The sequence below is a fragment of the Maribacter sp. R86514 genome, from assembly GCF_044597005.1.
GTDB lineage: Bacteria > Bacteroidota > Bacteroidia > Flavobacteriales > Flavobacteriaceae > Maribacter.
In genome coordinates, this window is sequence record NZ_CP138999.1 from 1,316,808 (window position 1) to 1,333,078 (window position 16,271).

The window sequence follows — 16,271 nt, forward strand, 5'->3', positions numbered from 1 at the left end:
AATGACAAAAGAAATCATGCTGAATAATGAAAATTTAGCAGAAATAAGCAAACAATTACCTACCCCTACATTTGAAAGAACTTCTCTTAAAGTAGGTATCGTTCACGTTGGTGTTGGTGGTTTTCATAGAGCTCACCAAGCTTTTTACACACACTTGCTTCAAGAAAAAGAAAATGCATCTGAATGGGGTATTTGCGGTATAGGGTTACGAAAGGGAGATCAAAAAATCCATGACGTACTTCAGAAACAAGATGGCATGTACACTTTGATCATAAAGCATCCGGATGGTAACATAGATTCTCAAGTAATTGGCTCCATTATCGACTTTAAATTAGGGTATGATACTCCCAAGGTGGTAATTGATCAAATGGCGCATCCAGATACAAAAATAGTCTCCTTGACCATTACTGAAGGTGGCTATAACTTTAATCCAGCAACGGGTGAATTCGATTTTGAAAATGCAGATGTACAGCACGAATTACAGCATCCAAACGACCCTAAAACCATATACGGATTTTTAACCGCTGCCATTAAAAAAAGAAAAGAAGACGGGTTACCTGCCTTTACGGTAATGTCTTGCGACAATATTCAACATAATGGAGATGTTGCAAAAGAGATGTTATTGACATTTGCAAAAAGGCAGAATAAAGAACTGGCGGCATACATAGAAAAGGAAGTAAGTTTCCCCAACAGTATGGTGGATCGTATTACTCCCGTTACTACGCAAGCAGATATTGATTATTTAGAGAATACATACGGTCTTAAAGATGAATGGCCAGTAACTTGCGAACCATTTATTCAATGGGTCATTGAAGATAATTTCTCTAACGGTAGACCAGAATTTGAAAAAGTAGGCGTGCAGTTTGTACCAGATGTGAAGCCTTATGAAAAAATGAAATTGCGTCTTTTAAACGCAGGTCATTCCGTTCTTGGGCTTTTAGGAGCAATACATGGTCACCCAACTATAAATGCGTGTATGGAAGATGATTTGTTCGTTTCCTACTTAAGAGCTTTTATGGATAAGGAAGCTACACCCGTTTTAGATAAGTTAGAAGGCATAGACCTAACAGCTTACAAAGACAGCTTACAAGAACGTTTTGCCAACCCTAACATAAAGGACAGCGTTAGTCGTATTTGCTCTGAAAGTTCCGCTAAATTACCTAAATTTTTAATTGCTACAATTCAAGATAATTTGGCTAACGGTGGTAGTATAAAATTTGCCACCTTAGTAATTGCCGCGTGGTGTTATTATAGTGACAAAGAACAAGATAAAAATGGCAACCCTATTGAGATTATTGACGCTATGCAGGAGCAGTTGCACCAAGCTGCCGGTAAAACTCAATCTGACCCACTAGCCTTTATAAAACAAGAATCATTATTTGGTAATCTAATCAACGAAGATAAATTCACTAGTCTATATAGCGACTTAGTTCAAAAAATTTATGCTAATGCCAATATTAGAGAAATAATGAAAACACTTTAAATAAACAGAAGGTCAATTTTAGCTAACATAATTAATTCAGATTTATTATTTCCTGAGAAAGAATCTGCAATAGCCTTGGCCGTTTTTTTGGTCAAGGCTTTTATTTGTTCAGAAAATGCATGAGGGTGAATTTTATAGAACTCTTTAAACTCATCAAAACATTCTTCACTACTTTTTTCAGACTCCATTAAAACATCGAATACAATTTCAATTTGGTTTGCAGCATCTGTACCATAGCGGTCGGTAAAATCATCTACATATAACCAATCCTCCTTAACGTACTCTTTAACCTTTTCCCATTCATTGTTATGAACGGTACCGTCACTAATGGCTACGGCATAAAAAAGCTTCCCTAAATTTTCATATAGTCCGTTTATTGTTTTCGCTGTATTTTCCATTTTAGCAGTTTTTTAGTTGATGTTTATGTAAAAATATGAAGTAACCTGCTGTTTTAATATGACAAAAATCAGTGTTAATCAATATATTTGATACATGCAGGATTTTCAAAAAAACAGTGATATTTTTAATTTACTTTCAGAAGGTGTTTCTGAAGGAATTATCGTGGTAGACTCTAATCAAATCGTAGTAGCCACTAACTCTTCATCAGACCAAATGTTCGGTTATGAAAAAGGAGAACTGTTAGGAAAACCCTTGGATGTTCTCATACCTAAAAGGTTCCATGCCAATCATGATACACATGTAGAAAAGTTTATTGCAAAAAGTGATAAACGCCAAATGGGTCATGGCAGAAATCTGTACGGAATTTGTAAAGATGGTAAAGAATTTCCTGTGGAAGCCGGATTAAATCCGTTTGAATTTTATGGTTCCACTTACGTTATGGCATTGATTATTGACATTACCGAACGTAAGAATAGAGAAAAAGAATTAAGTCATTGGGCACGTATTTTTGATGAATCGCTGAATGAAATTTTTGTATTTGATGCCGAAACTTTAAAATTCTTAAACATAAATAAAGAGGCTCAAAGAAATATTGGTTATTCATTCGATGAATTGTATAATATGACACCGGTTGACATTAAACCAGATGTATCAATTTCTCAATTTGAAGAGCTAATAGCGCCTCTATTAAAAGACGAGACCTCTAAAGTTAAATTCGAAACCAAGCACGGTAGAAAAGATGGCACTACGTACCCCGTAGAAGTACACCTGCAATTATCTACTTTAGGTGAAAAGAAAGTTTATGTAGCCTTTATACTGGATATTACAGAACGTAAAAATTACACTGAAAACCTAGAAAAAACAGTTGAAGAACGCACGCATCAACTTACAGAAGCCTTAGCGGTAGAAAAAGAACTCAACGAATTAAAAACCAGGTTTTTATCATTAGTGTCCCATGAGTTTAAAACACCGCTAAGCAGTATTTTAACCTCTATTACGTTACTTGGCAAATACACAGAAACGGAGCAACAGCCAAAACGGGACAAACACGTTACCACCATAAAAAACAAGGTGAAATATTTAGACACCATACTTAATGATTTTCTATCTGTAGAGCGCCTAGAATCCGGTAAAGTGAATTATAAAGTAGTAGAATTCCCATTAAGTAAAATTGTCAATGAAGTAGTATACAATAGCAATATGCTACTTAAATCCGGACAACAGATTCATTACCCCGATAATATAGATGAGCTAAATATAAATTTTGACGAAAAAACGTTAGAGCTAGCGTTATCAAATTTAATACACAATGCCATAAAATATTCGCCAGAGGATACCACTATTGACATCAAAGTAGAAATTTTAGATAATGGTTACTCCATTAACGTCATTGACCAAGGTATAGGCATACCAGAAGAAGAGCAGAAACACATATTTAATCGTTATTTTAGAGCAGAGAATGCTTTATTGACCCAAGGTACTGGTATAGGTCTAAATATTGCGAAACAACATATAGAAAATTTAGGAGGCAGTCTTGAGTTTATAAGTGCCGAAAATAAGGGATCAACGTTTACTTTATTCATACCTAAATTAAAAACCAACTAGAAGATGAAAAGAATTTTATTGATTGAGGATGACAAAGCCTTGCGTGAGAATACTGAAGAACTTTTAGAATTATCTGGTTATAATGTAACAACCGCACCCAATGGCAAAATAGGTATTGAAACCGCAATTGAAAACTTACCGGATATTATAATTTGTGATATTATGATGCCGGTGGTAGATGGTTATGGGGTTCTTGAAAGCCTGTCTAACAACGAAAAGACAAAACAAATACCGTTTATCTTTCTTTCTGCAAAGACAGAACATAAAGAAATAAGAAAAGGTATGGATCTAGGGGCAGACGACTACCTAACCAAACCATTTGAAGAAGAAGAGTTAATGAGTGCCATTGAAAGTAGATTGGCTAAAGCTGAACTACTGAAGCGTATGCAAGATGAAACATCTAAAGAACACGGTGTTTCAGAAAATGAAATGCGCACCATTCATGAACTTAAAAACTTTTTTGATGATAATGGAGAGCTGTCTAATTTTAAACAAGGAGAAATTATATACGAAGAAGGTGCTCGTTCAAATAAAATTTATCTCGTTTTAAAAGGGCTTGTTAAATGCTATAATATGGACCCAGACGGCAAAGAATTAATTACCTCATTATCTAAGGCTGATGACTTTTTGGGCTTTACATCTTTTTTAAACAATGAACCCTATCAAGAATCTGCTACAGCACTTGTAGATGTAGAACTGGCAGGTATATCAAAAGATAACCTTAAAGAGATATTAAATGAAAACAAGACCATTTCATTAGAACTAATGGAGCTTTTGTCTGCAAATATTTCTAACATTAAAGCACAATTATTACAAATGGCATACAGTTCCGTACGCAGAAAAACGGCACAGACTTTATTACAATTCGCTGATATCATGAATACCAAACCAGATGAACCCATTAAAATTTCACGGAATGATTTGGCAAGTGTTGCAGGTATTGCCACCGAAAGTTTAATACGTACATTATCAGGTTTTAAAAAAGAAGGGCTTATTGCAATTGAAGGAAGAAATATACAAATTATGGAACTGAAAGCTTTACAGTACGTAAATTAATCGAAATCTGATAAATATCATTTATTACCCTTCTTTATGCATTTACTTTTGTAACGTAAGTTACATAAATGAAACACATTTTAATACCCACAGATTTTTCTGAAAATTCTTGGAATGCCCTTGAATATGCTGCGTGCTTTTTTGAAAACATAAAGTGTTCCTTTTATGTATTGCATGTAAATGATTTAAGTAATTCTGACATCACCGGCAATTCTTTCATTACATTAAATACCAAAGAAAAATTTTGTGCTAAAGATAAACTGAACGAAACCATTGATCGAATAGGATTGTGCTGTCCAAATCCTGATCATAAATTCATTTCACTTGAAGAGTATGGTAATTTCATTGACATTACAAGAAAGACGGTAGAGGAGAAAAAGATAAATTTAATAGTCATGGGCACAAAAGGTGCCTCTGGTATAAAGGCTAGTATAATGGGTAGCAACACGGGTAATGTTATCACAAAAATAGCCTGTAACGTACTTGTAATACCTGATAATATCATTGCTCAAAAACCTTCTAAAATAGCTTTCCCAACAGATTTTAATCTATTCTACACCTACCCAATATTAAATTCTATAACGGAAATACTGGAAATTTCTAACGCAGACTTAGAAGTAATTCATATGTCGCAATCAAGACCCAGCTTTTCCAACACACAAGTAATAAACAAAGCATATTTACATGATTACTTAAAAGAAATATGCACTGAAAGCCATAGCTTCGAAAACATACTTGGCAAGAACATTAGAGAAACCATAGTAACTTATATCAGTGAGAACAAAATTGAAATGCTGACCATGGTCGCTAAAAATTTAAACCTGTTTCAGCAATTGTTCTTCAACAACTCAATAGAGCAATTAAGTTATGAAACTACGGTACCGTTATTCGTAATGCATGAGTAATGTTTGAATTTTAATGTTTTGGGTTAAAATTTAAGTTTCTACAACATTTCAAACAATAACATAACATATGTAATTAACCTTCAAAATCGTACTTTTGCAACTTTACTGTGAATACATGATTAATTTTGAAGAAAATATAGAAGTTAAGGGCGCTCGCGTTCATAACCTTAAAAATATTGATGTTACCATTCCCCGAGATAAATTGGTTGTGATAACCGGCTTGTCTGGTAGTGGTAAATCTTCTTTGGCTTTTGACACCATTTATGCCGAAGGACAAAGACGATACATAGAAACTTTTTCTGCGTATGCAAGACAATTTTTAGGTGGATTAGAACGCCCGGATGTTGATAAGATAGACGGACTATCTCCTGTAATAGCCATTGAACAAAAGACGACCTCTAAATCACCAAGATCTACTGTAGGTACTATCACTGAAATTTATGATTTTCTAAGATTGCTTTACGCCCGTGCTGCAGATGCACATAGTTACAATACGGGAGAAAAGATGGTAAGCTATAGCGATGAGCAAATTAAAAATTTGATCATTGAGTCTTATTTAGATAAAAAAATAAACATACTAGCTCCAGTAATTAAGTCTAGAAAGGGTCACTACCGTGAACTTTTTGAACAAATTGCCAAACAGGGATTTGTAAAAGTTAGGGTAGATGGTGAAGTAAAGGATATCGTTAAGGGAATGAAGGTGGATCGTTATAAGACCCACGATATAGAAATTGTAATTGACCGTCTAAAGGTTGCAGAAAGTGAAGACTTTCACAAACGATTATCTGAAAGTATAAATACGGCCATGTACAGTGGTGATAACGTATTAATGGTTCTTCAAGAAGGTACTGAGGTACCAAGATATTTTAGTAGGGATTTAATGTGCCCAACAACAGGTATCTCCTACCCTACGCCAGAACCTAACACTTTTTCGTTCAACTCACCAAAAGGCATGTGCCCCAATTGCAAGGGCTTAGGTCATGTTTATGAAGTAAACGAGAAGAAAATTTTTCCAAACAAGAAACTATCCATTAAAGGAGGCGGAATTGCACCTTTGGGAGACTATAAAAAATCATGGGCGTTTAAGCAGATAGAAACCATTGCAGAACGCTATAATTTTGAGATTACCGCCCCTATAGATTCAATACCTAAAGAAGCTATAGAAATTCTACTGAATGGCGGTAAAGAAAGTTTTGAAGTAGACTCTAAATCCTTAGGAGTTAAGCGCACTTATAAAATTGATTACGAAGGTATTTCCAACTTTATTAAAAATCAGTTTGAAGAGGCCGCATCCACTTCTATTAAAAGATGGGCCAAGGAATACATGGACAAAATTACTTGTCCGTCATGTACAGGTTTTCGACTTAAGAAAGAATCACTCTATTTTAAAATTGAAGACAAGAACATAGCCGAATTGGCAAATTTAGATATTGTTGAACTTGCTTCGTTTTTTAAAGGTTTAGATAAAAAAATTAGTGGTAACCAACTTAAGATTGCCGAAGAAATTATCAAAGAGATCAGTACTAGAATTCAGTTTCTATTAGATGTCGGGCTTGATTATTTATCTCTGAACCGAAGTTCTAAATCACTTTCAGGTGGTGAGGCGCAACGTATTAGATTAGCTACACAAATTGGTTCGCAACTAGTAGGTGTGTTATATATTTTAGATGAGCCAAGTATTGGTCTACACCAACGAGATAATGAACGGCTGATCAAGTCATTGGAATCTTTAAGAGATATAGGCAACTCGGTAATTGTAGTGGAACATGACCGCGATATGATAGAACGTGCAGACCATGTTATTGATATTGGACCCAAAGCTGGCAAAAACGGTGGAGAAATCATTTCAGAAGGTACTCCAGAGCAGCTAAAGCATGTACATACGTTGACCGCGGATTATATGACCGGTGTAAAGGAAATTGAAGTTCCTAAAAAGAGAAGACCCGGTAATGGCAATGAAATTGTATTATCTGGTTGTACAGGGAATAACTTAAAAAACATTACGGTTAAGTTTCCTTTAGGAAAAATGATCGGGGTTACAGGAGTTTCAGGTAGTGGAAAATCTACTTTGATAAACGAAACGCTTTATCCGATCATGAACGCCCATTATTTCAATGGCGTTAAAAAACCTATGCCGTATAAGAAAATTACTGGTCTTGAGCACATAGATAAGGTTATTGACATTAACCAATCGCCCATAGGTAGAACACCAAGATCAAACCCGGCTACTTACACCGGTGTATTCAGTGAAATACGTTCCTTGTTCGCCAAAACTACAGAAGCATCTATAAGAGGTTACAAGCCCGGTAGATTCAGCTTTAATGTCAAAGGCGGTCGTTGCGAAACTTGCCAAGGTGGTGGGCTTCGTGTCATAGAAATGAATTTTTTACCAGATGTTTATGTAGAATGCGAAACATGTAACGGAAAGAGATTTAACCGAGAAACCTTAGAAATTCGTTATAAAGGCAAGTCCATTTCAGATGTTCTAGAAATGACCATTAACGAAGCGGTTTCATTTTTTGAACTTATTCCTAAAATACATCGTAAGTTAAAAACCATACAAGATGTGGGCTTAGGTTACATTTCTCTTGGGCAACAATCCACTACCCTTTCAGGTGGTGAAGCGCAACGTATTAAATTAGCAACAGAACTATCAAAGAGAGATACAGGTAATACATTCTACATTTTAGATGAACCTACAACCGGACTCCATTTCGAAGATATTCGGGTTTTAATGGAAGTTTTGAATAAATTAGCGGACAAAGGTAATACCGTATTGGTAATTGAACACAATATGGACGTAATCAAAATGGTGGATTACATCATTGATATAGGTTATGAAGGTGGGCGATCTGGAGGACAATTAGTAACGAAAGGAACTCCGGAACAAGTTGCAAAAGACAAGAAAAGCTACACTGCAAAGTTTTTAAAGAGAGAATTAAAATAATAATTAGATATAAATTTATCTAAAAAACATACAAAATAAAGAATGAGATCAGAAAAACATCACAAAGGCTGGAACGAAATTAAAACGAATGACTCTTGGGCCATTTTCAAGATAATGGGCGAATTTGTCAACGGTTTTGAGCGTATGAGTAAAATAGGACCATGTGTATCTATTTTTGGTTCAGCTAGAACAAAAGAAGAAGATCCATATTATAAGCTAGCCGTATCTATTGCAAAATCTATTGCAGAAGCAGGTTACGGAGTCATTACCGGAGGTGGACCCGGTATTATGGAAGCTGGTAATAGAGGCGCAAATCTTGCCGGTGGTACATCTGTAGGTCTAAATATTGATTTACCTTTTGAGCAACACGACAATCCGTATATCGATAATGACAAGAGTTTAGATTTCGATTACTTTTTCGTGAGAAAAGTAATGTTCGTAAAATACTCTCAAGGGTTCGTTGTAATGCCTGGCGGCTTTGGAACATTAGATGAGCTTTTTGAAGCCATCACCCTTATTCAAACGCATAAAATCGGTAAGTTCCCAATAATATTGGTAGGTAGCGAATTTTGGTCTGGACTAATGGACTGGATCAAAGGAACCATGTTAAAGATGGGTACTATTAGCCCAGAAGATCTTAATCTTATTAAAATAGTAGATACAGAAGAAGAGGTAGTTGAAATTATAGATTCATTTTACAAAGGGCACAGCATGAGTCCTAATTTTTAATTTATACCTTGACGAAACGATTAAAATTACTTTTCTATCTGTGCATAATAACATTTGTTGTTAATGCAAGTAGTTGTTATGCACAGTATGAAACTGACCTTACCGTTAGTTTAAACGAGTATACCAAAGAATTGGATATTCGTCAAGAGTTCACCTATTACAACAATTCCAATTATAATTTAGGTGTTATTTACTTTAATGACTGGGCTAATGCTTATTCAGATAAAAATAGCGGATTAGCAAAAAGGTTTGCTCAAGAATTTAAAAAATCGCTTCACCTTGCAAAAGCAGATGAACGTGGTAAAACTACTATTATCAGTGTTGTTGATGACTCTTATAATGGTCTTGAGTGGAGCAGAACCGAAGGAAAGGACATTTTAAAGGTCACTTTAGATGATATTCTACCACCCAAAACATCAACTAAAATTTTCATTACCTATAAAGTAAAATTACCACCAAATAAATACACCCGTTACGGTTATGGTAGCAGAGGAGATTATTATTTAAAAGATTGGTATTTAACGCCAGCTGTATACGACGGCAAATGGCATCTGTATTCAAATAAAAATCTAGAGGATCTTTATATGAACGAGACCAATACTATCATTAATTTTAAATACCCTGATAGTTTATATCTTGCCTCTAATTTTGATATTAAAACCGAATCTAGCTTCCCCAATGGGCAGTTTGCGCAATTAAAAGGAAACTTACAGCGCGGTGGGGAAATTATTCTGAATACACAGAAAAATTTCTATACCCACAGAACTCCCTACATGACTTTTTTGACCGACATCAATGCACCAAGGTACAGCCCAATCGGTCAAGGACTATCCATAAATAAAGTCGCAAATTTTATTCATAATAACCTAGGTGACTATCCTCATGAGAAAATTCTGGTCAGTGAGCTAGATTATAGTAAAGACCCTCTTTACGGTATAAATCAACTTCCTTCTTTTATAAGACCCTACAAAGAGCAGTTTCAGTTTGAAATGAAATTCTTGAAAACGGCGATCAATAGTATTCTAAGAGAAACCATGTTCCTAAATCCACGAAAAGAACAATGGTTAAATAGCGCTATTGCAAATTATCTAATGATTGCTTACGTTGAAAAATATTACCCAGACCAAAAATTAATGGGTAAACTTTCAAAAATTTGGGGCTTTAGAAGTTTTGAATTGGCAAAAATGGATTTTAACGATCAGTATTCCTTTTTGTACAATCTTACTGCTCGTAAAAATTTAGATCAAGCATTACAAACATCTAATGATTCGCTGATAAAATTCAATCAAAAAATCGCTAATAAATATAAGGCTGGTTTAGGATTAGCATATTTGGCCGATTATATTGGCCAGGAGCATGTAGATGAAAGCATCAAGACGTTTTTCAAATATTATAAGCTGAACAATGTTAAGGTTGATGATTTTGAGTCTATTTTAAAACGCTCTACCCAACAAGATATCAACTGGTTTTTTAAAGACTATGTCTCAACAGACCGTAAAATTGACTTTAAGATAAAGAAGGTAAAAAAAGAAACCGATTCTTTACACGTAACCATTAAAAACAAAGAAGGTACCAATGTACCCATTTCAGTTTTCGGCCTTAAAAAAGATTCTGTAGTTTCTGAATATTGGTTCAAAGATATCGAGCTAGAAAAAACCTTTACTATACCTAATAAGAAAGAAGATAGACTGGTACTTAACTATGACCAAAAAATACCGGAATTTAACCAGCGCGACAATTGGAAATCATTAAAAGGATTTTTATCAAGTAACAAAAAATTGAAGTTCACCTTCTTTAAAGATGCTGAAAACCCGTATTACAACCAGGTTTTCTATGTTCCCGTGTTAAGTTTTAATGTGTATGATGGTTGGACTCCTGGTATGCGTTTATATAACAAAACCTTACTAGAAAGACCATTTGTATATGATTTCTCACCCTCCTATTCATTTAAAGAAAAAGCATTTGTAGGATCTGGAAAATTCAGTTATAGAAAATACCTAAGCAAAAGCGGATTGTATGTAGCTCAATATAATATAGGTGCCGGCACATCCCACTTTAATGTAAACTCTAGATATTCATCCATAACTCCCTCGGTAAGCTTTGGCTTTAGACCAGCAGATTTATTATCGAACAAAAGAGAGTTTTTATCTTTTAGATATGTAAACATTTTTAGAGATTTTGACCCTGCACTTTTAAGTTTGGCGAATGACCCAGAAAATCCAGATTATAGCGTGTTCAACGCACGTTATTCAAGTAGAAATAATGGCATTTTAGATTACAATTCTTGGTTTGCAGATTTTCAATTAGGTGGTAGTTTCAGCAAATTATCATTTGAATATGAGTATCGAAAATTATTTGAGAATAATAGACAACTGAACTTAAGATTCTTCGCTGGTAAGTTTTTAAGTAATAAAACAAAGACAGACTTTTTTAGTTTTGCTTTGGATAGACCAACAGATTACCTTTTTGATTATGGTTATTTAGGTCGTTCAGAAGATTCGGGTATTTATAGCCAACAGATTATTATTGCAGAAGGCGGCTTTAAGTCTTTCTTAGATCAGCGCTATAGATTTTCTAATGATTGGATGGCAACCGTAAACGGTAGTTTTAATATTTGGAAATGGATTGAATTATATGGGGATGCCGGCTGGGTAAAGAATAAAGGTCTCGATGGCAAATTCGTTTATGATTCTGGGGTGCGTTTAAATCTGGTAACAGATTACTTTGAATTGTACCTACCCTTACACTCAAACAATGGTTGGGAAATTTCACAGCCTAATTACGGTGAGAGAATTAGATTTATTATCACCGTAAGCCCAAAAACCCTTACAGGATTATTCACAAGAAAATGGTTTTAAACTAAGAAATTCTAATACGACCCTTAGAATTTTTAGTTAAAATTAAGAAATTTTCAAAATAATATCACTTTTGTTGAAAAAAATGGAATAAATTAACTGGTTACAGCGTTGCTAAAAAGTACTTGATTCGGTAATTTTGTAAAAACTAGATAATACATGGATGTTTCTTCTAAAACCAGTAATGATATTTCCTTTGAAGATTTCAAAGAACAAATTATAAATGATTACGAAGTCGCTTTTTTAAGCCGAACTTGTAGCTTATTGGGAAGAAAAGAAGTACTAACAGGTAAAGCTAAATTCGGCATCTTTGGCGATGGTAAAGAGTTACCTCAGTTAGCTATGGCCCGTTCATTTAAAAATGGCGATTTTAGAAGTGGTTACTATAGAGATCAAACCTTCATGATGGCTTTAGGTCTTTTACAGCCTAAAGAATTCTTTCACGCATTGTATGCTACCACAGATATAGAAAAAGAACCTATGAGTGCCGGTAGGCAAATGGGCGGTCATTTTTTAACACATAGTTTAAATGCCGACGGAAGTTGGAAAGATCTAACTAAACAAAAAAACAGTAGCGGAGACATTTCATGTACCGCAGGGCAAATGCCTCGTCTATTAGGACTTGCTCAAGCATCTAAAGTGTATAGAAACCAAGAAGGTCTAGACAGTGCTAAATTTTCGGTAAACGGAGATGAAATAGCATGGGGTACCATTGGTAATGCAAGTACTAGTGAAGGCATGTTCTTCGAAACCATAAATGCAGCCGGTGTTTTACAAGTACCCATGGTTATCAGTATTTGGGATGATGAATACGGCATTTCCGTACCTGCTAAATTCCATACAACAAAAGAAAATATTTCGGAGGTTTTATCTGGTTTTCAAAGAACTGAAAATGAAAAAGGATATGAAATCTTAAGAGTAAACGGTTGGGACTATACTGCATTGATGCACGCTTATGAAAATGCTGCTGATATAGCTAGACAAGAACATGTACCGGTCATTATTCATGTAAATGAATTAACACAACCACAAGGTCATTCTACATCTGGATCACATGAACGTTATAAAGACAATGAGCGTTTAGAATGGGAACGTGACCATGATTGTAACAAACGTTTTAAAGAATGGATCTTAGATTCTGGTATTGCCACAACAGAAGAATTAGCATCTATTGAAAAGAGAATTAAGCGCTCGGTCAGAGAAGCAAAAAAACAAGCTTGGGACGAGTATTTAAAAGATAATCTATCAGATAAATCACTTTTAATAAATCTAATTGAAAAAGCAGCTTCTAAGAGTCCGAACAAGAATTTTCTCAATAAATTAAAAAATGATTTAATTGCTATTGAAGAGCCCCTTCGTAAAGATTTGGCTATTGCCGCTAGAAAATCTCTACGCTATTTACTTGGAGAGAATACACCGGAAAAGCAAGACATCATAAACTGGACAGCCAACTTTTTAAAAGAATCTCAACATAAATACAGTTCTCATCTTTATAGTGAGAATGACAACAAGGCCACAAACGTTACCGGCATTACACCAGAATACAGTGATGATAACGAATTAGTAGATGGTAGAGTTATACTTAGGGATAATTTCGACAAACTATTTGAAAAATATCCGAATACGTTGATTTTTGGAGAAGATACCGGTGCTATTGGTGATGTAAACCAAGGTCTTGAAGGTATGCAAGAGAAATACGGTAAAATACGAGTTGCAGATACGGGTATTCGTGAAACAACAATTATTGGTCAAGGTATAGGCATGGCATTAAGAGGTCTTAGACCTATTGCTGAAATTCAGTACTTAGATTATATTTTTTATGCTTTATCGACCCTAACAGATGATTTAGCGACTTTACTGTATAGAACCGCAGGTAAACAGAAAGCTCCGTTAATCATTAGAACAAGAGGTCACAGGCTAGAGGGTATATGGCATTCTGGATCAGAAATGGGCGGATTAATACATCTACTTAGAGGTATGTACATTTTAGCGCCTAGAAATATGACCCAAGCAGCCGGATTTTATAATACACTCTTGAAAAGTGATGAACCTGCATTGGTTATCGAAAGCTTAAACGGGTATCGATTAAAAGAAAAGAAGCCAAAAAATTTAGGTGAGTTTTGTACACCTATCGGTAAAGTTGAAACAATTAAAGAAGGTAGCGACATCACCTTGGTTTCTTATGGTTCTACCTTGCGTATCGTTGAAAAAGCTGCCAAAGAACTTATTGAAGTTGGTATTGATGCAGAAGTTATAGATGCACAAACATTACTACCATTCGATATTGAAATGGAAGTATTGGAAAGTGTAAAGAAAACAAACCGTTTATTGGTAATTGACGAAGATGTACCTGGTGGATGTTCTGCGTATCTGCTTAATGAAATTATAGAAAAACAAGGTGCTTTTCAATATTTAGATAGTACACCACAGACGTTAAGTGCAAAAGCGCATAGACCTGCATATGGTTCTGATGGTGATTATTTCTCAAAACCTAATAGAGAAGATATTTTTGAGAAGGTATATGCAATTATGCATGAAGTTAAACCAAACGACTATCCTAAATTGAGATAGAAAACAATTAAATTTAAGTAAGAAAAATCCCATGAAATATGGGATTTTTTTATTCCCTAACATTCGCCTCAAAAATAAATGAATTGATATCACTCTTCTACGAAATTCTTAACTAACTGAAAACTAAGCAACCTCTATATTTTACTGTTAAAAAAATAGAATCTTCTCATTGTATACTTTAATATATTTCAGAAAAACAAAAAAAAATCTATACTTTTAAAGGAAATAATGCCAAAAATGAAAAATACGTTATTAAAAGATATCGGTTTAGCTTTTTTTAGAATTGCAATTTCAGCAATGATGTTGACACACGGTCTTCCTAAATTTCAAAAATTAATTTCTGGAGATTTTGAATTTGCCGATCCTTTTGGTATTGGGGCAGCCCCCTCCTTATTTTTAGCCGTAATAGGCGAATTTATTTGCCCAATTCTAATTATTATAGGTTTTAAATCGCGTTTGGCTGCAATACCAGCAGCAATTACCATGGCAGTTGCAGCATTTATTACTCATGGTGCCGATGATTTTAGTACAAAAGAAAAAGCATTGTTTTACTTGGTAGCTTTTATAACCATTTCATTGGTAGGACCAGGTAAATTTGGAATAGATAAAAAGTAACTAAACTCAAACTAAATCAGCACGGTTTTGAAATGAATACCCTAATTACATTCCTACGCAAATGTAGAATCGCTTGAATATCGAATATTGAACAATCGTTAGACTATTTTATATAGTAGTTCTTTTAAAAGGTCGGCCTCTTTCATTGGTGTAGCCCCTACTCCTTTTCCTTTCAAGTCCATTTCACGTAAACTAGAGATAATGCCGCTTACTTTCTTCATTGGGTAATTTCTAGCGGCAGTTTGTATCTCTTTTACAAAATAAGGATTTATGCGTAATGCACTCGCCACATTTTTAGGTGAATGATCCGTAAGACCGTGATACTGTAATAACTGTGTAAAAAACGAATGTAATAGGGTAATCGTTAGTATAAACGGATTGTCTTTTGGATTCTGGGCAAAATAATTAATGATCTTGGTCGCCTTTACGATATCTCTATCACCTATAGCTCTTTTCAACTCAAAATTATTATAATCTTTACTTATACCAATATGTTCCTCTATATGCTGAGGGTTGATTTCGGTCTGTTTTGGCAGAACCAATTTTAATTTATCTAGCTCTTTACTGATTTTACCTAAATCCGTTCCTAGGTATTCTACCAATAATAAAGCGGCTTTATGAGATATGGTATAACCACGGCTTACCAAATGCTTTCTAAGCCAATCACTTACCTGATTTTCATATAATTTCTTGCTTTCAAAAACTACACCGTTCTTCTTTATAATCTTGTGTAGCTTTTTGCGCTTATCCAACTTTTTGTATTTATAACAAATAACTAGAACTGTAGATTGTTGCGGGTTTTCTGCATATGCACATAGGTTCTCTATAGTACGGGATAAGTGTTGAGCTTCCTTTACGATGACCACTTGTTTTTCTGCCATCATAGGATAACGTTTGGCATTACCTACAATATCTTCAATAGATACATCTCTTCCATAAAGCACCATTTGGTTGAATCCCTTTTCTTCTTCGGTCAACACATTGTCACTTATAAAATCGGAAATTTTATCAATAAAATATGCTTCTTCCCCATAAAGGAAATATATAGGGCTTATCTGCCCTTTCTTTATCGCATTGACTATTTGTACAGCTTCATCCATTCAGAA

11 protein-coding genes are annotated in these 16,271 nt (G+C 34.7%); 9 read left to right on the plus strand and 2 right to left on the minus strand.

The window, feature by feature from the left end:
- Position 1 precedes the first annotated feature (1 nt).
- On the plus strand, positions 2 to 1,483 hold the full coding sequence (locus SJY30_RS06005) for a mannitol dehydrogenase family protein (RefSeq protein WP_396634677.1): 1,482 nt from the start codon (positions 2 to 4) through the stop codon (positions 1,481 to 1,483).
- Here the strand turns inward: SJY30_RS06005 and SJY30_RS06010 are convergent.
- Positions 1,480 to 1,881: a hypothetical protein gene (locus SJY30_RS06010; protein WP_396634678.1), complete on the minus strand. Its 402-nt coding sequence runs from the start codon at positions 1,879 to 1,881 to the stop codon at positions 1,480 to 1,482. The genes SJY30_RS06005 and SJY30_RS06010 overlap by 4 nt on opposite strands.
- A 94-nt stretch (positions 1,882 to 1,975) precedes the next feature.
- Here SJY30_RS06010 and SJY30_RS06015 point away from each other — a divergent pair, with 94 nt between their 5' ends.
- The 8 genes from SJY30_RS06015 to SJY30_RS06050 all read left to right on the plus strand — a co-directional run bounded on the left by SJY30_RS06015 (position 1,976) and on the right by SJY30_RS06050 (position 15,165).
- Positions 1,976 to 3,487 (plus strand): PAS domain S-box protein, encoded by a 1,512-nt coding sequence (locus SJY30_RS06015; RefSeq protein WP_396634679.1) that lies wholly within the window; start codon positions 1,976 to 1,978, stop codon positions 3,485 to 3,487.
- Between the two features lie 3 nt (positions 3,488 to 3,490).
- Positions 3,491 to 4,543, plus strand: a complete 1,053-nt coding sequence (locus tag SJY30_RS06020; protein WP_396634680.1) for a response regulator — start codon at positions 3,491 to 3,493, stop codon at positions 4,541 to 4,543.
- Between the two features lie 68 nt (positions 4,544 to 4,611).
- Positions 4,612 to 5,448: a universal stress protein gene (locus tag SJY30_RS06025; RefSeq protein WP_396634681.1), complete on the plus strand. Its 837-nt coding sequence runs from the start codon at positions 4,612 to 4,614 to the stop codon at positions 5,446 to 5,448.
- 115 nt (positions 5,449 to 5,563) lie between these two features.
- Entirely contained in the window at positions 5,564 to 8,395 is a 2,832-nt protein-coding gene (gene uvrA / locus SJY30_RS06030; protein WP_396634682.1) for an excinuclease ABC subunit UvrA, read from the plus strand.
- Between the two features lie 42 nt (positions 8,396 to 8,437).
- Positions 8,438 to 9,124 (plus strand): TIGR00730 family Rossman fold protein, encoded by a 687-nt coding sequence (locus tag SJY30_RS06035; RefSeq protein WP_396634683.1) that lies wholly within the window; start codon positions 8,438 to 8,440, stop codon positions 9,122 to 9,124.
- Between the two features lie 8 nt (positions 9,125 to 9,132).
- Complete coding sequence (locus SJY30_RS06040; RefSeq protein ID WP_396634684.1) at positions 9,133 to 11,982, plus strand: M1 family aminopeptidase; 2,850 nt, start codon at positions 9,133 to 9,135, stop codon at positions 11,980 to 11,982.
- 156 nt (positions 11,983 to 12,138) lie between these two features.
- The gene (locus SJY30_RS06045) at positions 12,139 to 14,550 is read left to right on the plus strand and encodes a thiamine pyrophosphate-dependent enzyme (RefSeq protein ID WP_396634685.1); all 2,412 of its coding nucleotides are present in this window, start codon (positions 12,139 to 12,141) and stop codon (positions 14,548 to 14,550) included.
- 237 nt (positions 14,551 to 14,787) lie between these two features.
- Entirely contained in the window at positions 14,788 to 15,165 is a 378-nt protein-coding gene (locus SJY30_RS06050) for a DoxX family protein (protein ID WP_396634686.1), read from the plus strand.
- Between the two features lie 98 nt (positions 15,166 to 15,263).
- On the opposite strand, the gene holA is transcribed toward SJY30_RS06050, so the two are convergent.
- On the minus strand, positions 15,264 to 16,265 hold the full coding sequence (gene holA, locus SJY30_RS06055) for a DNA polymerase III subunit delta (protein ID WP_396634687.1): 1,002 nt from the start codon (positions 16,263 to 16,265) through the stop codon (positions 15,264 to 15,266).
- Between the last annotated feature and the right edge of the window lie 6 nt (positions 16,266 to 16,271).